The 18,526-nt window shown below is 70.7% G+C and carries 18 protein-coding genes and 1 tRNA gene; 14 read left to right on the top strand and 5 right to left on the bottom strand.

Annotation, left to right across the window (positions count from 1 at the left end; translation table 11 throughout):
- Window positions 1-126 precede the first annotated feature (126 nt).
- Complete coding sequence (locus DPQ23_RS10950; protein WP_112874763.1) at window positions 127-1,002, top strand: hypothetical protein; 876 nt, start codon at window positions 127-129, stop codon at window positions 1,000-1,002.
- Window positions 1,003-1,038: 36 nt separating this feature from the next.
- Here DPQ23_RS10950 and parA read toward each other — a convergent pair whose 3' ends face one another.
- Window positions 1,039-1,677, bottom strand: coding sequence for a ParA family partition ATPase (gene parA / locus DPQ23_RS10945; RefSeq protein ID WP_112874915.1), 639 nt, complete (start codon window positions 1,675-1,677; stop codon window positions 1,039-1,041).
- Window positions 1,678-2,152: 475 nt separating this feature from the next.
- The gene (locus tag DPQ23_RS10940; protein WP_112874761.1) at window positions 2,153-2,470 is read right to left on the bottom strand and encodes an antibiotic biosynthesis monooxygenase family protein; all 318 of its coding nucleotides are present in this window, start codon (window positions 2,468-2,470) and stop codon (window positions 2,153-2,155) included.
- A 154-nt stretch (window positions 2,471-2,624) separates the two neighbouring features.
- On the opposite strand from DPQ23_RS10940, the gene DPQ23_RS10935 reads away from it, so the two are divergent.
- Window positions 2,625-3,674, top strand: coding sequence for a dipeptidase (locus DPQ23_RS10935; RefSeq protein WP_112874759.1), 1,050 nt, complete (start codon window positions 2,625-2,627; stop codon window positions 3,672-3,674).
- 213 nt (window positions 3,675-3,887) lie between these two features.
- On the opposite strand, the gene DPQ23_RS10930 is transcribed toward DPQ23_RS10935, so the two are convergent.
- Window positions 3,888-3,963, bottom strand: a tRNA-Val gene (locus tag DPQ23_RS10930).
- Window positions 3,964-4,146: 183 nt separating this feature from the next.
- Here DPQ23_RS10930 and DPQ23_RS10925 point away from each other — a divergent pair.
- On the top strand, window positions 4,147-5,307 hold the full coding sequence (locus DPQ23_RS10925; RefSeq protein WP_112874758.1) for an isovaleryl-CoA dehydrogenase: 1,161 nt from the start codon (window positions 4,147-4,149) through the stop codon (window positions 5,305-5,307).
- A gap of 89 nt (window positions 5,308-5,396) precedes the next feature.
- On the opposite strand, the gene DPQ23_RS10920 is transcribed toward DPQ23_RS10925, so the two are convergent.
- The gene (locus DPQ23_RS10920; RefSeq protein ID WP_112874756.1) at window positions 5,397-6,005 is read right to left on the bottom strand and encodes an OmpW/AlkL family protein; all 609 of its coding nucleotides are present in this window, start codon (window positions 6,003-6,005) and stop codon (window positions 5,397-5,399) included.
- Window positions 6,006-6,145: 140 nt separating this feature from the next.
- Between DPQ23_RS10920 and DPQ23_RS10915 the strand changes: the two genes are divergently transcribed.
- The 5 genes from DPQ23_RS10915 (at window position 6,146) to DPQ23_RS10895 (ending at window position 12,272) form a co-directional block, all read left to right on the top strand.
- Window positions 6,146-7,750: a carboxyl transferase domain-containing protein gene (locus DPQ23_RS10915; RefSeq protein ID WP_112874754.1), complete on the top strand. Its 1,605-nt coding sequence runs from the start codon at window positions 6,146-6,148 to the stop codon at window positions 7,748-7,750.
- Window positions 7,751-7,850: 100 nt separating this feature from the next.
- Window positions 7,851-9,776: an acetyl-CoA carboxylase biotin carboxylase subunit gene (locus DPQ23_RS10910; RefSeq protein WP_112874753.1), complete on the top strand. Its 1,926-nt coding sequence runs from the start codon at window positions 7,851-7,853 to the stop codon at window positions 9,774-9,776.
- Window positions 9,769-10,524, top strand: a complete 756-nt coding sequence (locus tag DPQ23_RS10905; protein ID WP_112874752.1) for a glutathione S-transferase family protein — start codon at window positions 9,769-9,771, stop codon at window positions 10,522-10,524. Before DPQ23_RS10910 ends, DPQ23_RS10905 begins: the two co-directional genes overlap by 8 nt.
- Complete coding sequence (locus tag DPQ23_RS10900; RefSeq protein ID WP_112874913.1) at window positions 10,517-11,407, top strand: hydroxymethylglutaryl-CoA lyase; 891 nt, start codon at window positions 10,517-10,519, stop codon at window positions 11,405-11,407. The genes DPQ23_RS10905 and DPQ23_RS10900 overlap by 8 nt, the downstream gene beginning before the upstream one ends.
- Before the next feature lie 85 nt (window positions 11,408-11,492).
- Window positions 11,493-12,272 (top strand): crotonase/enoyl-CoA hydratase family protein, encoded by a 780-nt coding sequence (locus tag DPQ23_RS10895; RefSeq protein WP_112874750.1) that lies wholly within the window; start codon window positions 11,493-11,495, stop codon window positions 12,270-12,272.
- A 55-nt stretch (window positions 12,273-12,327) separates the two neighbouring features.
- Here DPQ23_RS10895 and DPQ23_RS10890 read toward each other — a convergent pair whose 3' ends face one another.
- Window positions 12,328-13,038, bottom strand: coding sequence for a DUF599 domain-containing protein (locus DPQ23_RS10890; protein WP_112874912.1), 711 nt, complete (start codon window positions 13,036-13,038; stop codon window positions 12,328-12,330).
- A 134-nt stretch (window positions 13,039-13,172) separates the two neighbouring features.
- Here DPQ23_RS10890 and DPQ23_RS10885 point away from each other — a divergent pair, with 134 nt between their 5' ends.
- The 6 genes from DPQ23_RS10885 (at window position 13,173) to DPQ23_RS10860 (ending at window position 18,364) form a co-directional block, all read left to right on the top strand.
- Window positions 13,173-13,412 (top strand): HP1242/YdcH family protein, encoded by a 240-nt coding sequence (locus DPQ23_RS10885; RefSeq protein ID WP_112874748.1) that lies wholly within the window; start codon window positions 13,173-13,175, stop codon window positions 13,410-13,412.
- A gap of 16 nt (window positions 13,413-13,428) precedes the next feature.
- Window positions 13,429-14,877 (top strand): FAD-linked oxidase C-terminal domain-containing protein, encoded by a 1,449-nt coding sequence (locus DPQ23_RS10880; protein ID WP_112874747.1) that lies wholly within the window; start codon window positions 13,429-13,431, stop codon window positions 14,875-14,877.
- Window positions 14,867-15,946 (top strand): FAD-binding protein, encoded by a 1,080-nt coding sequence (locus DPQ23_RS10875; RefSeq protein WP_112874745.1) that lies wholly within the window; start codon window positions 14,867-14,869, stop codon window positions 15,944-15,946. Before DPQ23_RS10880 ends, DPQ23_RS10875 begins: the two co-directional genes overlap by 11 nt.
- On the top strand, window positions 15,947-17,317 hold the full coding sequence (gene glcF, locus DPQ23_RS10870) for a glycolate oxidase subunit GlcF (RefSeq protein ID WP_112874743.1): 1,371 nt from the start codon (window positions 15,947-15,949) through the stop codon (window positions 17,315-17,317). It abuts the gene before it with no gap.
- The gene (locus tag DPQ23_RS10865; RefSeq protein ID WP_112874742.1) at window positions 17,314-17,751 is read left to right on the top strand and encodes a VOC family protein; all 438 of its coding nucleotides are present in this window, start codon (window positions 17,314-17,316) and stop codon (window positions 17,749-17,751) included. Before glcF ends, DPQ23_RS10865 begins: the two co-directional genes overlap by 4 nt.
- A gap of 139 nt (window positions 17,752-17,890) precedes the next feature.
- Window positions 17,891-18,364, top strand: a complete 474-nt coding sequence (locus DPQ23_RS10860; RefSeq protein WP_112874740.1) for an Hsp20 family protein — start codon at window positions 17,891-17,893, stop codon at window positions 18,362-18,364.
- The last annotated feature ends 162 nt before the right edge of the window (window positions 18,365-18,526 follow it).

Genomic DNA, 18,526 nt, shown 5'->3' with positions numbered 1-18,526 from the left:
TGTGGCGCGGAGAAGCCGGTGCGTCCGTCATGCCCCGGGGCTAGCCCAAAGCGGTTTGACTGTCCACGCCGGGCCGCTAAGTTGCGCCCGCCGGCCGACCGGGCCTGGAACCGCAAGGGGACTGACATGCAGGTGGCGTTTCATTTCGGCAGCCACGGCACCGAGCCCGAGCGGATGATCAAGACCCTGATGGAAAACCGCGACTGGCTGCTGGCCCACGGCATCGAGGTCGTGGCCCCCGGCCGACTGAAGGGCGTGCTGGACGAGGCCGTCTCCTCGCTGTCGGGGGGACAGGCCACGCCGCAGATGGAGGAGGTGATCTATGACGCGCTGCTGGACGGCGACGATGTCCGCCGGCTGATCATCTCGCAGGCCTCGCTGCTGGGCACGCCCGCGCGCAGCCTGTCGGGCGGGCGCTATTTCGGGCAGGCGGCCGGACGCATCCGGGCGCTGGTCAACCTGTTTCCCAGCGCCGAGGTCGAGGTGTCGCTGGCGATCCAGAACCCGGCGGTGCAGATCCCGCACCTGGTGTCGCGCCTGCCCGATCCGTCGTTCGACCGCGCGCTGGCCGGTGTGGACCCGCTGGGGATGCGCTGGGCCCCGTCGGTCCAGGCGATCCGCGAGGCGTTGCAGGGGCGGCGGCTGATCGTCTGGTGCTACGAGGACACGCCGCTGATCTGGCCCGAGGCGGTGCGCCGCGTGGCCACCATGCCGACCGACGTGCCGCTGAAGGCGGGGCTGTCGGTGCTGGGCGACATCCTGACGGCCGAGGGCCTGACCGAGCTGCGCGACCGGCTGACCCAGGGGGGGCGCCTGACCGTCGCCGCGCGGCGCGAACTGTTTTCGGACGTGCTGGGCCGTCATGCCCGGCCCGAGGCGATCCACGCCGAGCTGGTCGGGGCCGGCTGGACGCAGGATCTGGTCGATGCGATCACCGAGGCCTATGAGGAGGACGTGGCCCAGATCGCGGCCCTGCCCGGCGTCGAATTCCTGTCGCCCTGACGCCCCCGCCTGTCCGGCCGCCCTGTTGCCTGTCCGTCAGCGCCCGCCGGCGTGGGCCAGAACCTCGTCGGTCAATGCCGCGATCTCGTCCTGCGCGGGCGAGCGGGCGACGTCGATGACCGCGCCGCCGCGCCCCAGCGTCTCGGCATAGACGACGCGGTTGGCCAGTTGCGATTGCGCGACGGCGACGCCCAGCTCGGCCGCGCCGGCCGCGATCTCGGCGCCCAGGCGCGTGTTCGACCGCGTCCGGTTCAGCACCACCAGCACCGGGCGCTTTTCGCGCGCAGCCAGGTCCAGAACGCCCTCGGTCGCCCAAAGATCGACCTGGCTGGACGCGACCGGCACCAGCACAAGGTCGGCGACCCGCAGGGCAGGGCGCAGGTCGCTTTCGATCTTGGGGGGCGTGTCGATCAGCACCACGTCGAAGCGCCGCCGCAACTTCTCGCTTTCATAGCTTGCACCCCACGCCGACGAGGTCGAGAACTCCAGCCCTTCGTCCTCGCCGACCAGGTCCAGCCGTTCCATGAACCACCGCCCCAAGCTGCCCTGCGGATCGGTGTCCAGCACCGCCACGCGCAGGCCCCGCCGGCGCATGGCCACGGCCAGGTTCACGGTCAGCGTGGTCTTGCCCGACCCGCCCTTTTGCTGCGCCACGGTGATGATGCGTCCGGTCACGACTGTTTCCCCCCGCGTTGCTGCGGCCCCAAGGATCATGCTGCATTGCAGCATCGGCGGTCCATGGCAAGGCAGAAGCCCTGCCATCGGCAGCGACCCGCAAAGGAAAGATGTGGCGCGGGCGGCCAGCAGGCCGCAGAATCCTGTCCGCCAGACAGGTCGGTCCGGCCCGATCAGCCTTGGCGTTCCTGCTGCGATGTTCCGGAATGACCGGGAACGCCCTCAAGGCGGATGCCGGGTCAGCCCGGACGAATACGGCAAGCCGTCCTTGGTCCAGCAATCGCGGGCCAGCGGCGGGGTCGGGCTTTCCGATCTGCCGAACCATCCTGGGGAAAGCGCGGCGGGCCCCGCTCGTCCCCGCTCTGACGCAGAGGCGCTGGGGGAAAGGACGCCAAAGCTGAATGAACAGCGGGCCTTCACCGCTCCTGCGCCCATGGTGTCGCATCGAACGAACGGCTGGGCAGTCCTGCCGGGGTCAGTACACCGCCGCGACCTCGTACATCACCGGCTCGAAGCTGCGGCACATGGCGTGGATGGCGCGGTTGCGGACCCGCATCTCGGGCGTGCGCAGCATCGCCTGATAGTCGGTGCGCGCCTGCCACTGCGAATAGGTGGCGATGCGGGTCTGGGCATCGTTCAGGTGAACGGCCGCCGCCACGAACCCCGGCTGGCGCGAGATGACGCTGACATAGGCATCGTTCAGCGCGTCCAGCACATCCTGCGCGGTGCCGGGCGTCACGTCGAAGGTGCAGATCACGGTCTGCACGGGCGCATCCGCGCGGATCTGGGGCATGGCAATCCTCCTGCACTGCAGCGTGGGTGCAGGATGACACGCCGCGCCCCGCGTGCAAGGGGCAAGGCGGCCATGGGCGCGCCGGCAACCGCGCGGCTTGTGCCGGCGCGCCCCCCCGGCGCAGTGTCGCGCCCGGCAGCATGAGAGGCAGGCGATGATTCCGGTTTTCGACGGGCACAACGATTTCGTCCAGCGGCTGATGGCGGCAGGCCCCCGCGCGGCGGCGCTGTGGCGGGACGGGGACGGGACCGGGCATCTGGACCTGCCGCGCGTACGGGCGGGGGGCATGGTCGGCGGGCTGTTCGCCTTGTGGATTCCCGACCTGCAGCACGGCGACCTGGACGGGCTGCTGACGCGCATGCAGAACCCGCCCTTTGCGCTGGACCTGCCTCCGCAGGTGCCCCACGCGGCCGCCCTGCCGCAGGCGTTTGCGCAGGCGGCGCATCTGCTGGCGCTGGATCGGGCCGGGCTGCTGCGCCTGTGCCGCAGCGCCGCGGACATCCGCGCGGCGATGGTGGCGGACAGGATCGCGGCCGTCCTGCACATGGAAGGGGCCGAGGCGATCCGCGACATGGACGCGCTGCACCTGTGGCACGCGGCGGGGCTGCGGTCGCTGGGGCCGGTCTGGTCGCGGCCGACCGCCTATGGCCACGGCGTGCCGTTCGCGTTCCCCGCCTCGCCCGACACCGGCGAGGGACTGACGCCCGACGGGCGCGCGCTGGTGCGCGAATGCAACGCGCTGCGGATCATGCTGGACCTGTCGCACCTGAACGAAAAGGGCTGTGACGACGTCGCGCGGCTCAGCGATGCGCCGCTGGTGGCAAGTCATTCCTGCGCGCACGCCATTGCGCCCAGTTCGCGCAACCTGACCGACCGGCAACTGCGCCAGATCGCCGAGTCGGGCGGGTTGGTCGGGCTGAACTTTGCCAGCGGCTTTCTGCGCCCGGATGGAAAGCGCCTGCCGGTGCAGGGCTTCGACACGATGCTGCGGCACCTCGACCACCTGCTGGCGATCCTGGGAGAGGACGGCGTGGCGCTGGGCTCCGACTTCGATGGCGCCCTGATGCCTGCCGACCTGCCGGACGCCGCGGCCCTGCCACGCCTGATCGGGGCCATGCAGGACCACGGCTATGGTTCCGCGCTGGTCGAGAAGATCGCCTGGCGCAACTGGCTGTCCATGCTGGACCGCACCTGGGGCGGCTGAGCGGGCAGGCCCGGGTATCGCACCGGCATCACACACCGGGGCAGCCACCGGCAGGGACACCCGATGGCTGGAACCCGGTTGGCCTTGCGACGGCGGGACGGGTGCAGCGCAGGCGGAAGCGGCCAGCGGACGTGGGACACCCCGTGCCGGTGCGTCACCGTGATTCGGCGCACCGGGCGAAACGGGCGTCCAAGTGCTTGCTTGACATGAGGATGGTGGGCGGTGAGGGGCTCGAACCCCCGACATCTTCGGTGTAAACGAAACGCTCTACCAACTGAGCTAACCGCCCGCGCCGGTGCTTATGGCAAGTGCTGCGCCGCCACGCAAGACGGGGGCGGTCGCGGCGGGCTTGCCCCCGCCGCCGCAGACAGACCGCGCATCAGCCGCTAAGCTTTCTGTTGACCGGCGCCGTGATGCTGCGGCATAAGCCTTTTAAATGAACATACGTTCAATAACCCTGAGGAGGGGCTGGATGTTCACGCGTGGCATGGAATTCGACCTGGGCGAGGATGTGAACGCGCTGCGCGACATGGTGCACCGCTGGGCGCAGGATCGCGTCAGGCCGATGGCCGCCGAAATCGACCGCAGCAACGTCTTTCCGCCCGCGCTGTGGCGCGAGATGGGCGAGCTGGGCCTGCTGGGCATCACCGTCCCCGAAGAATACGGCGGCGCCGGCATGGGTTATCTGGCCCATACCATCGCCGTCGAGGAAATCGCGCGCGCCAGCGCCTCGGTCAGCCTGTCCTATGGCGCCCATTCCAACCTGTGCGTGAACCAGCTGAAGCTGAACGGTACCGACGAGCAGAAGCGCAAGTACCTGCCCAGGCTGTGCAGCGGCGAGCATGTGGGCGCCCTTGCGATGTCCGAGGAAGGGGCGGGCAGCGACGTTGTCGGCATGAAGCTGCGCGCCGACAGGCGGAACGGCTATTACGTGCTGAACGGCAGCAAGTACTGGATCACCAACGGCCCCGACGCCGACACGCTGATCGTCTATGCCAAGACCGACCCCGAGGCGGGCAGCCGCGGCATGACCGCCCTGATCGTCGAAAAGGGGACCAGGGGCTTCACCCAGGGGCCGCATTTCGACAAGCTGGGGATGCGCGGCTCGAACACGGGCGAGCTGATCTTCGACAACGCCGAAGTGCCGTTCGAGAACGTCCTGGGCGAAGAGGGCAAGGGGGTCCGCGTCCTGATGTCGGGGCTGGACTACGAGCGGCTGGTCCTGTCGGGTATCGGCACCGGCATCATGGCCGCCTGCCTGGACGAGGTGATGCCCTATGTCCGCGAGCGCCGCCAGTTCGGCCAGCCCATCGGGTCGTTCCAGCTGATGCAGGGCAAGATCGCCGACATGTATGTCGCGCTGAACACCGCCCGCGCCTATGTGTACGAGGTCGCACGCGCCTGCGACGCGGGCAAGGTCACGCGTCAGGACGCGGCGGGCGCGGTGCTGTATGCCAGCGAACAGGCGATGGTGCAGGCCCATCAGGCCGTGCAGGCGCTGGGCGGCGCGGGGTTCCTGAACGATTCGGTCGTCAGCCGCCTGTTCCGCGACGCCAAGCTGATGGAGATCGGGGCGGGGACGTCTGAAATCCGGCGCATGCTGATCGGGCGTGAACTGATGGCGCTGGACTGATGGCGGCCGTGCGGCAATCGCGGCGCCGGCGAACGGCAAAGGGGCGCCGCGATGGGCGACGCCCCCTGCTGACGGCGAGAGCCGTCGTTTCAGAACTTCATCACATAGGCGGCCTGCACGGCGATGGGGTCGATCTCGACCTCGCCGATCTTGTCGCCGTTCAGGTAAGCGTCGCTGTCGATGTCGATCCAGCGCACGGTCGCGCGGATCGCCGAGCGGTCGTTCAGCCACCAGTCGGCGCCCGCCTGCAGCGCCAGGCCGAAGCTGTGTTCCAGGTCCAGGTCGTTGCCGGCCAGTGCGCCGGTGGTCGATTCACCCCAGAAGTTCGTCCAGTTCAGGCCGACGCCGGCATAGGGCTTGAAGGCCGAGCCGGTGTCCCAGTGATAGTTGACGCTGAGCGTCGGCGGCAGGTGCTCGACCGTCCCGACCTTGCCCAGGCCCTTGACGTTGACGTCATGCTTGAAGGGCGTGGCGGCCAGCAGTTCGACCCCGATGTTGTCGCGCAGGAAGTATTCCACCGTCAGCGTCGGGCGGATGTCGTCGTCGACCTCGACATCCAGGGTGGCGGCGACGGTGCCGTTGTCGTCCTTGGGCATGACGCTGCCCGCGCCAAGGCCGATGGTCCAGTCACCCGCCTGTTGCGCCAGGGCGGGCATTGCCAGCACGGCGACAAGGGCGGCAAGGCTGATCATCTTCATCACTGTTCTCCCGTTCGATCGTCTGCCGCTGCCCTGCGCCCGTTCACGGGCCCGTCATATGATCCAGATCAAACCCTTGGCGGCGTGGGCGCGTCTGCGACAGAACGCCGCACCCGCCTGCCTTCACAGGAGCACCCGGCATGAAACTGAAATCGGCGGCCCTGACCTCGTCGGACGCCTTCCGCGCCAACCGGCAGGCGCATCTGGCGATGCTGGACCCGGTCCGGCAGGCCGCCGAGGCCGCGGCGCTTGGCGGCGGCCCCGAGGCGCTGGCCCGCCACACCGCGCGCGGCAAGATGCCGCCGCGCGAACGGGTGGCGAACCTGCTCGACCCCGGCTCGCCCTTTCTGGAGATCGGCGCCACGGCGGCGCATGACCTGTATGACGGCGCGGCGCCGGGCGCCGGGGTCATCGCGGGCGTGGGACGGGTGCATGGCCTGGACGTGATGGTTGTCGCCAACGACGCCACCGTCAAGGGCGGCACCTATTATCCGATGACGGTGAAAAAGCACCTGCGCGCGCAGGAGATCGCCGAGGCGTGCCATCTGCCCTGCGTCTATCTGGTGGACTCGGGCGGGGCGAACCTGCCCAATCAGGACGAGGTCTTCCCCGACCGCGACCATTTCGGGCGCATCTTCTATAATCAGGCGCAGATGAGCGCCAAGGGCATCCCCCAGATCGCCGTGGTGATGGGGTCCTGCACGGCGGGCGGCGCCTATGTCCCCGCCATGTCGGACGTCACGATCATCGTGCGCGACCAGGGCACCATCTTCCTGGCCGGCCCGCCGCTGGTGAAAGCGGCGACCGGAGAGGTCGTCAGCGCCGAGGATCTGGGCGGGGGCGACGTGCACACGCGCCTGTCGGGCGTGGCCGACTATCTGGCCGAGGACGACAGCCACGCGCTGGCGCTCGCCCGCCGCGCCGTCAGCCACCTGAACCGCCGCCTGCCGCAGACGGTGGTCTGGCAGTCGCCGGAACCGCCCCTTTACGACCCCGAGGAGATCCTCGGCGTCGTCCCCGCCGACCTGCGGACCCCCTATGACATCCGCGAGGTCATCGCCCGCGTCGTGGACGGAAGCCGCTTCGACGAGTTCAAGCCGCGCTTCGGCGAGACGCTGGTCACGGGCTTTGCCCACATCGAGGGCTGCCCCGTCGGCATCGTCGCCAACAACGGCGTGCTGTTTTCCGAAGCCGCCATCAAGGGCGCGCATTTCATCGAACTGTGCTCTCAGCGTAGCATCCCGCTGATCTTCCTTCAGAACATCACCGGCTTCATGGTCGGGCGAAAATACGAAAACGAGGGCATCGCCCGCCATGGCGCCAAGATGGTGACGGCGGTGGCGACGACCGCAGTGCCCAAGATCACCATGCTGGTCGGCGGCAGCTTCGGCGCCGGCAACTACGGCATGGCCGGGCGCGCCTATTCGCCGCGCTTCCTGTGGACCTGGCCCAACTCGCGCATCAGCGTCATGGGCGGCGAGCAGGCGGCGGGCGTCTTGGCCACCGTCCGCCGCGAGGGGATCGAGCGCAAGGGCGGCAGCTGGTCGCCCGAGGACGAGGCCGAGTTCAAGCGCCCCACCATTGAGATGTTCGAGCGCCAGTCCCACCCGCTCTACGCCTCGGCGCGCCTGTGGGATGACGGCATCGTGGACCCGCGCAAGACCCGCGACGTGCTGTCGCTAAGCCTGCGCGCCAGCCTCAACGCGCCGATCGAGCCCACGCGCTTCGGCCTGTTCAGGATGTGACGATGCGCTGCATCCCAGGTCTTTCTTCCTTGCACAAATATCCTCCGGGGGTCCGGGGGTGGAAAACCCCCGGTGCGGCCGGGCAACACGGGGCGAACGCATGTTCAGCAAGATCCTGATCGCCAACCGGGGCGAGATCGCCTGCCGCGTCATCGACACCTGCCGCAAGCTGGGGGTCGGGACCGTCGCGGTCTATTCCGACGCCGACCGGGGCGCGCGCCATGTCTCGATGGCCGATGAGGCCGTGCATATCGGCGGCGCAGCGCCCCGGGACAGCTACCTGCGCGGCGACGTCATCATCCAGGCGGCGCTGGACAGTGGCGCGCAGGCGATCCATCCGGGCTATGGCTTCCTGTCGGAAAACCCCGCGTTCGTGGACGCGGTCGATGAGGCAGGGCTGGTCTTCATCGGGCCGTCCGCCAGCGCCATCCGCGCCATGGGTCTCAAGGACGCGGCCAAGGCGCTGATGGAAAAGGCGGGCGTTCCCGTCGTTCCCGGCTATCACGGCGACAACCAGGACGCGGATTTCCTTGGCGAGCAGGCGGGGCGCATCGGCTATCCCGTGCTGATCAAGGCGGTCGCGGGCGGCGGTGGCAAGGGGATGCGGCTGGTCGAACGCGCGCAGGACTTCGCCGCCGCCCTTGCCTCGGCGCAGAGCGAGGCGCGGACCGCCTTCGGCAACCCGTCCGTGCTGATCGAGAAATACGTCACCGCCCCCCGCCATATCGAGGTGCAGGTCTTCGGCGACGGCCTTCGCGCCGTCCACCTGTTCGAGCGCGACTGCTCGCTGCAGCGCCGCCACCAGAAGGTGATCGAGGAGGCCCCGGCCCCCGGCATGACGCCCGAGGTCCGCGCCGCCATGGGTGCCGCCGCCGTCCGCGCCGCCGAGGCCATCGGATACGCCGGCGCGGGCACCATCGAGTTCATCGTGGACGGCAGCCACGGCCTGCGCCCCGACGGCTTCTGGTTCATGGAGATGAACACCCGCCTTCAGGTCGAGCATCCCGTGACCGAGGCGATCACCGGCGTCGATCTGGTCGAATGGCAGTTGCGCGTGGCAAGCGGAGAGCCGCTGCCCAGGCGCCAGCAGGACCTGACCATCACCGGCCACGCCTTCGAGGCCCGCCTTTACGCCGAGGACGTGCCGGCCGGCTTCCTGCCGGCGACGGGCAAGCTCGCCCACCTGACGTTCGCCAAGAACGCTCGCAACGAAACGGGCGTGCGCCAGGGCGACAGCATCAGCCCGTGGTACGACCCGATGATCGCCAAGATCATCACCCACGGCCCGACCCGCGCCATCGCCCTGCGCGCGCTGGAAACCGCGCTGGTGGATACCGAGGTCGCGGGCACCGTCACCAACATCGACTTCCTGATCGCGCTGACCCGGCACGAGGGCTTTCGCCGGGGCGAGGTCGATACCGGCCTGATCGGGCGCGACCTGGACGACCTGCTGGATCAGGCCGAACCCCCGGCCGAAACGCGCGCGCTGGCCGCGCTGGGCGTGGCGGGGCTGCACGACCCCGCCGTGCGCGGCGGCATCACCCTGTGGTCGCCCCTCAGGCGCACCGTGACCTGGGAGGGCGGCGAGGCCGCGATCGAGGTTCTTGGACCCGGCCGCGCCCGCGTGACGCTGGACGGCACCGTGCACGACGTATCGCACGAAGGCGAACGCTGGTGGGTCAACGGCTCGCCCCGCCGCTCGCGCATCGTCGCGCATCCGGCGGGCGTCAGCGTCTTCGGCGGCCGCAGCCTGACGCTGGTGCCCCAGGATCCGCTGGACCGGCAGGCCGAGGCGGCGGGCGGGGGCCTGACGCTGTCGCCCATGCCGGGGCTGGTCAAGGCGGTCTTCGTCACCCCGGGCCAGACGGTGGTGGCGGGCGACCGGCTGGCGATCCTCGAGGCGATGAAGATGGAGCATACCCTGACCGCCGCCCGCGACGGCACCGTGGCCGAGGTGCTGGCGGGCGCCGGCGACCAGGTCGAGGCTGGCGCACCCCTGATCCGGCTGGAGGACGACGATGCCTGATTCCCCCCTGGCACCGGACGCAACCCCGGCCCCCGCCCAGACCCCGGCTCCCGCACAGCCCCCGGCCAGCGGCGGCCCGGTCGAGGGCGCGGGCGACGCCATCATCCTGTGGCACGTGCCGCTGTCGCGGTCGATGCGCATCCTGTGGCTGCTGAACGAACTGGACCTGCCGTTCAGCCTGCGGGTAATGGACCTGCGCAGCAAGGACATGCGCGCCGCCGAATACGCCGCGATCCATCCCGTGGGCCGGGTGCCGGCCATCCAGATAGACGGCAGCGTCATCCACGAATCCGGCGCCATCATCGAATACCTGTGCGAAACCCGCGGCCGCGATTTGTGGCGGGCACCGGGGGACGAGGGGCGGATGGGCTGGCTTGACTGGCTGCATTTCGCCGAAACCATCGGTCAGCACATCGCGAACCTTACGCAAAGCCACATGATGCTGCGCGATCCGGGCGCACGCTCGCTGACCGTGATGAAGCTGGAAACGGCGCGGCTGGCCCGCACCCTGCGGCTGGTGGAACAGACGGTCGAGGGGCAGGACTGGCTGATGGCGGGCGGCTTCTCGGGCGTCGATTGCGCCGTCGGCTGGTCGGTCTGGACGGCGGGCCGCTTTGTCCGCCTGTCGCCCGCGCTGCAAGCCTATGTGGACCGTTGCACCCAGCGCCCGGCGTTCCGGCGCGCCCTGCCGCAAGAGGGCGAGCCCTGGCTTTACGACCGCGACTTCTATGAGCTGCCCGATGACTGAGACCGTCGAGATCGTCGAGATGGGCCCGCGCGACGGGTTGCAGAACGAGCGCCGCCTGATCCCGGCCGCCGACAAGATCGCGCTGGTCGATCTGCTGGGCCGCGCGGGGTTCCGCCGGATCGAGGTGACAAGCTTCGTGCCCGCCGCATGGGTGCCGCAGATGGCCGATGCGGCCGAGGTGATGGCCGGCATCACGCGCGCGCCCGGCGTCCGCTATGGCGTGCTGACCCCGAACCTGCGCGGCTATCACGCCGCGCGCGCGGCCCGCGCCGACGAGGTCGCGGTCTTCGCCAGCGCGTCCGAGGGGTTCAGCCGCGCCAACCTGAACTGCTCGGTCGAGGACAGCGTTGCCCGGTTCGTCCCGGTCCTGCAGGCCGCGCAGGCTGACGGAATCCCGGTGCGCGGCTATGTCAGCGTCGTGACCGACTGTCCGTTCGACGGGCCGGTGCCGCCGGCTGCCGTGGCGCGGCTTGCCGGCCGGCTTTACGCGCTGGGCTGTCACGAAATCAGCCTGGGCGACACCATCGGGCAGGGCCGGCCCGACACGATCGACGCGATGCTGGCCGCCGTGCTGGACGAGGTGCCGGCGGACAGGCTGGCCGGACATTACCATGACACCGCCGGGCGGGCGCTGGACAACATCGACGCAAGCCTTGCACGCGGGCTGCGGGTCTTCGACGCGGCGGTGGGGGGCCTTGGCGGCTGCCCCTATGCGCCCGGCGCGGCCGGGAACGTGGCCACGGAACGCACGGCCGCGCATCTGGCGGCCCGGGGGTTCGACACCGGGCTGGACATGGCCGTGCTGGGGCAGGCGGCGGCGATGGCGCGCGCGCTGGTGGCCCCGGGGCCGGCCGATCCCATCGACAGCCCTGCGCGCCCATGACAACCCCGCGACGCCGGCAGCCAGCGGCGCGTCCCTGCACGCAGCCCCCTGGCCGAACGCGCGCCACGCCCTGACGGAGAGGCCGATGGACACCATTCGAATCGACACCGACGCCCGCGGAATCGCCACGCTGTGGATGACGCGCGCGGCCAAGCACAACGCCCTGTCGGCCCAGATGATCGCCGAGCTGACCGCCGCGGCGGGTCGCCTGGGCGCCGATCCCGCCGTGCGCGCGGTCGTGCTGGCGGCCGAGGGGACGTCGTTCTGCGCAGGCGGCGACCTGGACTGGATGCGCGAGCAGATGGCCGCCGCCCCCGCCGACCGGCGGCAGGGGGCGCAGGCGCTTGCCGGCATGCTGAACGCCCTGAACGAACTGCCCAAGCCCCTGATCGGGCGCGTGCAGGGCAATGCGTTCGGCGGCGGCGTGGGGCTGATGTCGGTCTGCGACGTGGCCGTGGGCGCGCGCGGCGCGACCTTCGGCCTGACCGAGACGCGGCTGGGCCTGATTCCCGCGACCATCGGCCCCTATGTGCTGGCCCGCATGGGCGAGGATCGCGCCCGGCGCGTCTTCATGTCGGCGCGCCTGTTCGACGCGGCCGAGGCGGTGTCGCTGGGCCTGCTGGCCTATGCCGTCGATGGCGCGGACCTGGACGCCGCGGTCGAGGACGAGGTGATCCCCTATCTGCAGACCGCCCCCAAGGCCGTCGCCGCCGCCAAGCGCCTGGCGCGCGCCCTGGGTCCGCGCATCGACCCGCAGGCCATCGAGCGGTCCATCGACGCGCTGGTCGCGGTCTGGGAGGACGACGAGGCGCCCGAGGGCATCGCGGCGTTCTTCGACAGGCGCAAGCCGCGCTGGCACCAATAGGCATGGCCGTCGCGCGGACCCGTGCCGCCGCGGCCCCGCGGCGGACCCGGGCCGTTCAGCCGTCGCGGCCCATGTCGTTCAGGATCGCCTGCCGCGACCCCGACGCGAACTCGCGCCGCAGCGTCATCGCGCTGACGATCGCCAGACCCAGCATCAGCCCCCACGGCCCCGCCAGCCAGCCCGCCGATCCCAGCGCGAAATAGACCGCGCGCAGCCCGATGTTGAAGTTGCGGGCGGCGTGGATATTGACCTCGGCCGCGGCCATCGCGCGGTCCAGCGCGCGGGGGTGGCCGGGATCGTTGGGCACCGCCGCCATCATCACCGCGCAATAGCCGAACAGCCGGTGCGCCCAGACGAACTTCATGAAGGCGTTGGCCAGAAACAGCATGATCAGCAGGATCTTGAGCCGCCACAGCAGGGCCGGAATCTCCTGGGCCTCAAGGTCGCGGGCGATGCCGGCCAGCGGATCGGTGTTGCCGATCAGCGCCATGCCGCCCCCCAGCGCGATCATGCAGGCCGAGGCGAAGAACGACGTCCCCTCGCGCAGGCTGGACAGGATGTTGCCGTCGAAGATGCGGGGGTCGCGATGCAGGAACTGGCGCATCCATTCGCGGCGATAGCGCTTCATCAGGACCGACACCGACGGCCGGCTTGCGGGCGGACGCTCGACCAGCCGGCACACGCCGAACCAGGCCAGCGCCAGCAGCGCCAGCGCGGCAAGGTCGGCGGCCGACAGGCCAAGGGGCAGGGGGGTGATCCAGCGCATGCCCGACATCTAGCCCTGCCCGTGCCCTCGGGCCAGCGGCTTGGCCGCCGCGCCGCCCGGTTGTCACGGGACCGCGCCGGGATTAGACCTTGAGGGGACCGCACGACCGTGCGCCAATGGAAAGGACGATTGCCATGGCTGCCCCTCATGCCATCCACGAGGAATTCCCCGACGCTGCCGACCGCATCCACGCGCTGAAGCTGTCGAACGGACACTTCGCCCGCCTGCTGGACGACTATGACAGCGTGAACGACCGCGTCGCCGGTGCGGAATCGCGCCAGACGCCGATGTCGGCCGAGGCCGAGACGGACCTGCGCAAGGAACGCGCCCGGCTCAAGGACGAGATCGCGCGGATGCTGGCCGGATCGCACTGACCCAAGGACCGCACCGATGCAGATGCCCTTGCCCGACAGCGCCGTCATCGCCCGCCGCGGGGCCGTCGTGGCAAGGTTGCGCCGGGCAGTCGGCGCGGGCACCGTGATCGACGACCCGGTCGAGGCGCGGGCCTATGAATGCGACGCGCTGTCGGTCTATCGCTGCCCGCCGCTGGCCGTGGCCCTGCCCACCACGACGGCCGAGGTCGCCGCCGTCCTGCGCGTCTGCCATGACGAACGCGTCCCGGTGGTGCCGCGCGGGGCCGGGACCAGCCTGGCGGGCGGCTCGATGCCCACGGCCGACGCCGTGGTGCTGGGGCTGGCGCGGCTGAACGCCGTGCTCGAGGTCGATTACGGCGACCGGCTGATCCGCGTGCAGGCCGGGCGCACGAACCTGTCGGTGTCGGGCGCGGTGGACGACGCCGGGTTCTTCTATGCCCCCGACCCGTCGTCGCAGCTGGCCTGCGCCATCGGCGGCAACATCGGCATGAACTCGGGCGGGGCGCATTGCCTGAAATACGGCGTCACGACCAACAACCTGCTGGGCGCGACCGTCGTGCTGATAGACGGCACCGTGGTCGAGCTGGGCGGCCCCATGGGCGAGGCGCCGGGCCTGGACCTGCTGGGCGTGATCTGCGGGTCCGAAGGCCAGCTTGGGGTCGTCACCGAAGCCACGCTGCGCATCCTGCCCAAGCCCGCCGGCGCGCGCCCGGTGCTGATCGGGTTCGATTCGTCGGAAACCGCCGGCGCCTGCGTCGCGGCCATCATCCGCGCGGGCGTCCTGCCCGTGGCGATCGAGTTCATGGACCGCCCCTGCATCGTCGCGACCGAAAACTTCGCCCACCCCGGATACCCCGATTGCGAGGCGCTGCTGATCGTCGAGGTCGAGGGCACGCCCCCCGAGATCGACGAGCAGCTGGCGCTGATCCGCGACATCGCCCTGCGCTTTGCCCCGGTCGAGTTCCGCGAGAGCAAGTCCGAGGACGAATCGCGCCGCATCTGGCTGGGCCGCAAGTCGGCCTTCGGCGCGATGGGGCAGAGGGGCGACTATATGTGCCTGGACGGCACCATCCCGGTCAGCGCCCTGCCGCAGGTGCTGAGGCGCATCGCCGAGATGTCGGACGCGGCCGGCCTGCCCGTCGCCAACGTCTTTCATGCGGGCGACGGCAACATGCACCCGCTGATCATCTTCGACGCCAACCGCCCCGGCGATCTGGAGCGGGTCGAGGCGCTGGGCGCCGACATCCTGCGGCTGTGCGTCGAGGTGGGCGGCTGCCTGACCGGCGAGCATGGCGTCGGCGTCGAAAAACGCGACCTGATGGGCGCCCAGTTCTCGGACACAGACATGCAGGCGCAGATGCGCGTCAAGGACGTGTTCGACCCCCTGTGGCTGCTGAACGCGGCCAAGGTCTTCCCGCTGGCCACATCGGCCAGCCGCCGCGAAGGGCGCCGCAATGCCGCCTGACGACGCCCGCGCGCAGGTCCCCGCGTCCGAAAAGGCGCTGGCCGACATCATGCGGGGCGCAAGCGGGCCGCTGGCCGTCGTAGGGGGCGGCACGAGGCTGCTGCCGGGCGAGGGGGGCGGCACGCGGCTGTCCACCGCCGGGCTGACCGGCATCACGCTGTACGAACCCGCGGCGCTGACCATCGTCGTGCGCGCCGGCACGCCGCTGGCCGAGGTCGAGGCGGCGCTGGCGGCCGAGCAGCAGCGCCTTGCCTTCGAGCCGCCGGCCGCGCCGGGATCGACCATCGGCGGCGTCGCGGCCGCCAACGCCAGTGGCCCGCGCCGGGTCAAGGACGGGGCCGCCCGCGACAGCCTGATCGGCGTGACCTTTGTCGATGGGCGCGGCGACATCGTCCGCAACGGCGGCCGCGTGATGAAGAACGTCACCGGCTATGACCTGGTCAAGCTGATGGCGGGCAGCCGCGGCACGCTGGGCGTCCTGACCGAGGTCGCGTTCAAGACCCAGCCGGTGCCCCCGGCCTGCGCCACGCTGAGCCTTTCGGACCTTGACCCTGCCCGCGCCGTCGCCGCGATGACCGCCGCGCTGACCGGGCCGTGGGACGTGACAGGGGCGGGGGTGCTGCCATCCGGGCGGACCGTCCTGCGGGTCGAGGGGCTGGCCGGATCGGTCGCCATCCGCGCCGAGACGCTGGCGCAGCGGCTGGCGCCATTCGGCACGGTCGAGGTGCAGGCGGGCAACGCCGATTTCACGGCCCTGCGCCAGATGCCCGGCGGCTTGGCAAGCCTGGGCACCGGCGCGGTCTGGCGGATCGTCTGCCGCCCCTCGCAGGCGGCCGCGCTGGTGGGCGCGCTGCCCGGCGCGGTGGCGCTGGACTGGGGCGGGGCGCTGATCTGGGCGCAGGCGCCGTCCGACTGGATGCCGCCCGACCTGCCCGCGGGGGCCTTTGCCGTCCGCGTGCACGGGGCGCCCGCGCGCACCGTTCCCGCACCGGGTCCGGCCGTGCAGCGGCTGAACGACCAGATGCGCGCGCAGTTCGACCCGCGCGGCCTGTTTTCCGGGAGACCCTAGATGCAGACGGCCTTCACCCCCGAACAGCTGGCCAATCCCGCGATCGCCGAGGCGAACGGCATCCTGCGGACCTGCGTGCATTGCGGGTTCTGCACCGCGACCTGCCCCACCTATCAGGTCCTGGGCGACGAGCTGGACAGCCCGCGCGGCCGCATCTACCTGATCAAGGACATGCTGGAATCGGGCCGCGCCGCCGACGACCGCACGGCGCTGCACATCGACCGCTGCCTGTCCTGCCTGGCCTGCATGACCACTTGTCCGTCGGGCGTGGACTATATGCACCTGATCGACCATGCCCGCGTGCATGTCGAGAACACCTACCACCGGCCTTGGACCGACCGGGCGCTGCGCGCGCTGCTGGCGGCGGTGGTGCCCTATCCGGGACGGTTCCGGCTGGCCCTGCTGGGCGCGCGGCTGGCCCGGCCGTTTGCCCGGCTGATGCCGGACGCCCGGCTGCGGGCGATGATCGCGATGGCGCCAAGGCGCATCGCGGGACCGACGCGCGACGATCTGGGGACAACCTTCGACCCCATCGGGCCGCGCCGGGCGCGGGTCGCGCTGCTGACCGGTTGCGCGCAGCGGGCGCTGAACCCCGACATCAACGACGCGACGATCCGCCTGCTGCGCCGCGCGGGCTGCCAGGTGGTGATCCCGGCCAACCTTGGCTGCTGCGGGGCGCTGACCCATCACATGGGCAAGGAAGGGCAGGCGATGGCGACGGCACGGGCGGCGATCCGCGCCTTTCTGGCGGCAGACGCGGCCGAGCCGCTGGACGCCATCATCATCAACGCCTCGGGATGCGGCACGACGGTCAAGGATTACGGACATATGTTCGCGCATGACCCGGACCGTGCCGGCGCGGAACGGGTGGCGGGCCTGGCCCGCGACGTGACCGAGTTCCTCGACGGCCATGGCCTGCCCCCCGTGACGCGGCCGGGCGGCACGGGCACCGCGGGGGCGGCGGTGCCGACAGGGCATGGCGCGCCGGCAGTCCCTGGGGCGCTGCGCGTGGCCTATCACGCCGCCTGTTCGCTGCAGCACGGCCAGCGCATCGTCGCCGCGCCCAAATCGCTGCTGGCGCGCGCCGGGTTCCAGGTGGTCACGCCGGCCGACAGCCATCTGTGCTGCGGCTCTGCCGGAACCTACAACCTGCTGCACCCGGTGCTGTCGGGGGAATTGCGCGACCGCAAGGTCCGCACGATCGAGGCGCTGGGTCCGCAGGCCGTCGCCGCCGGCAACATCGGCTGCATGGTCCAGATCGGGCAGGGGACGCGCATCCCTGTCGTTCACACGGTCGAGTTGCTGGACTGGGCGACCGGCGGGCCGGTGCCGCCTGCCCTGGGCGACATCCCGGCCGGGGCCGCCGCATGACGCCGCCCCTTCTCGGCACGCTGGAAACCGCGCTTTACGCCGACGACCTTGCGGCGGCCGAGGCGTTCTGGACCGGGGTGATGGGCCTGGCCGTGATCGCCCGCGTCCCCGGCCGGCATGTGTTCTTCAGAACCGCCGACAGCCCGCGGTCGCAGGTGCTGCTGGTGTTTGACGCACACGCCACGGTGCGCCCGCCCGCCCCCGACGCGCGCCTGCCCGTGCCGCCGCACGGGGCGGTGGGTCCGGGCCACGCCTGCCTTGCCGCCGCGCCCGAGACGCTGGACGACTGGCGCGCGCATCTGGAATCGCGCGGCATCGCGATCGAGGCTGATTTCCGCTGGCCGAACGGTGCCCGGTCGATCTACCTGCGCGACCCGGCGGGCAACTCGATCGAGCTGGCCGACCCTGCGATCTGGGCCCCCGATCCGGTCTGATCGTGCGATTGCGGCCCTTGAAACCCCAAGGGCACCTCACCACATTTTTCGCGTCGGATGGCCAACCGGCGCCGACATCCTAAGCCCGCCCGGTCATCGGGGGGCAGCACAACTCTCATCGCTGCAAAGGATGCGACACATGCGTAACATGGATCTTGCCCCGCTCTATCGCGCCTCGGTCGGGTTCGACCGGATTGCGGACCTGATGGACCGCGCCCTGACCTCGGACCTGTCGGCGCCGACCTACCCGCCCTACAACATCGAGAAGACCGGCGAGAATGCGTATCGCATCTCGATCGCCGTGGCCGGCTTTGCCGCCGACGACCTGTCGGTCGATGTGCGCGATGGCGCCGTGATCGTCGCCGCGCAGAAGGCGGCCGAGGACGAGGGCCGCACCTATCTGCACCGCGGCATCGCCACCCGTGCGTTCGAGCGCAAGTTCGCCCTGGCCGACCACGTCCGGGTCGAGGGCGCGAGCCATGCCGACGGGATGCTGCACATCGACCTGGTGCGCGAAATCCCCGAGGCGCTGAAGCCCCGCCGGATCGAGATCGCCAAGACCTCTGGCCCGTCCACCACGGTCGAGGCGCAGGCGAACCGTCTGGACGCCTGATCCAAGGCCGCCCGCCGGGCCGCACGTCAAGGGGGGCGCGGGCGCAGGTCCCGCGCCCCCCTTCCTTAGTCGGCTCTGAACAACCGTGTCAGGCGGCTAATACTTCCCTGTGCAGGGTTCTTTCGGGCCAAATCCTCGCCGCAATCAGGTGAAGCAATAGGG

Source organism: Paracoccus endophyticus (assembly GCF_003286075.1).
GTDB lineage: Bacteria > Pseudomonadota > Alphaproteobacteria > Rhodobacterales > Rhodobacteraceae > Paracoccus > Paracoccus endophyticus.
The sequence above is the reverse complement of the archived record's forward strand: the minus strand, read 5'-3'. Positions and strand labels throughout refer to the sequence as shown.

What these genes read in the sequence shown, in the direction of transcription:
- DPQ23_RS10950 (WP_112874763.1), top strand. Translation starts at nt 127, where the DNA reads ATGCAGGTGGCGTTTCATTTCGGCAGCCACGGCACCGAGCCCGAGCGG.
- DPQ23_RS10940 (WP_112874761.1), bottom strand. Translation starts at nt 2,470, where the DNA reads ATGCCCCAGATCCGCGCGGATGCGCCCGTGCAGACCGTGATCTGCACC.
- DPQ23_RS10935 (WP_112874759.1), top strand. Translation starts at nt 2,625, where the DNA reads ATGATTCCGGTTTTCGACGGGCACAACGATTTCGTCCAGCGGCTGATG.
- DPQ23_RS10925 (WP_112874758.1), top strand. Translation starts at nt 4,147, where the DNA reads ATGTTCACGCGTGGCATGGAATTCGACCTGGGCGAGGATGTGAACGCG.
- DPQ23_RS10920 (WP_112874756.1), bottom strand. Translation starts at nt 6,005, where the DNA reads ATGAAGATGATCAGCCTTGCCGCCCTTGTCGCCGTGCTGGCAATGCCC.
- DPQ23_RS10915 (WP_112874754.1), top strand. Translation starts at nt 6,146, where the DNA reads ATGAAACTGAAATCGGCGGCCCTGACCTCGTCGGACGCCTTCCGCGCC.
- DPQ23_RS10910 (WP_112874753.1), top strand. Translation starts at nt 7,851, where the DNA reads ATGTTCAGCAAGATCCTGATCGCCAACCGGGGCGAGATCGCCTGCCGC.
- DPQ23_RS10905 (WP_112874752.1), top strand. Translation starts at nt 9,769, where the DNA reads ATGCCTGATTCCCCCCTGGCACCGGACGCAACCCCGGCCCCCGCCCAG.
- DPQ23_RS10900 (WP_112874913.1), top strand. Translation starts at nt 10,517, where the DNA reads ATGACTGAGACCGTCGAGATCGTCGAGATGGGCCCGCGCGACGGGTTG.
- DPQ23_RS10895 (WP_112874750.1), top strand. Translation starts at nt 11,493, where the DNA reads ATGGACACCATTCGAATCGACACCGACGCCCGCGGAATCGCCACGCTG.
- DPQ23_RS10890 (WP_112874912.1), bottom strand. Translation starts at nt 13,038, where the DNA reads ATGCGCTGGATCACCCCCCTGCCCCTTGGCCTGTCGGCCGCCGACCTT.
- DPQ23_RS10885 (WP_112874748.1), top strand. Translation starts at nt 13,173, where the DNA reads ATGGCTGCCCCTCATGCCATCCACGAGGAATTCCCCGACGCTGCCGAC.
- DPQ23_RS10880 (WP_112874747.1), top strand. Translation starts at nt 13,429, where the DNA reads ATGCAGATGCCCTTGCCCGACAGCGCCGTCATCGCCCGCCGCGGGGCC.
- DPQ23_RS10875 (WP_112874745.1), top strand. Translation starts at nt 14,867, where the DNA reads ATGCCGCCTGACGACGCCCGCGCGCAGGTCCCCGCGTCCGAAAAGGCG.
- glcF (WP_112874743.1), top strand. Translation starts at nt 15,947, where the DNA reads ATGCAGACGGCCTTCACCCCCGAACAGCTGGCCAATCCCGCGATCGCC.
- DPQ23_RS10865 (WP_112874742.1), top strand. Translation starts at nt 17,314, where the DNA reads ATGACGCCGCCCCTTCTCGGCACGCTGGAAACCGCGCTTTACGCCGAC.
- DPQ23_RS10860 (WP_112874740.1), top strand. Translation starts at nt 17,891, where the DNA reads ATGCGTAACATGGATCTTGCCCCGCTCTATCGCGCCTCGGTCGGGTTC.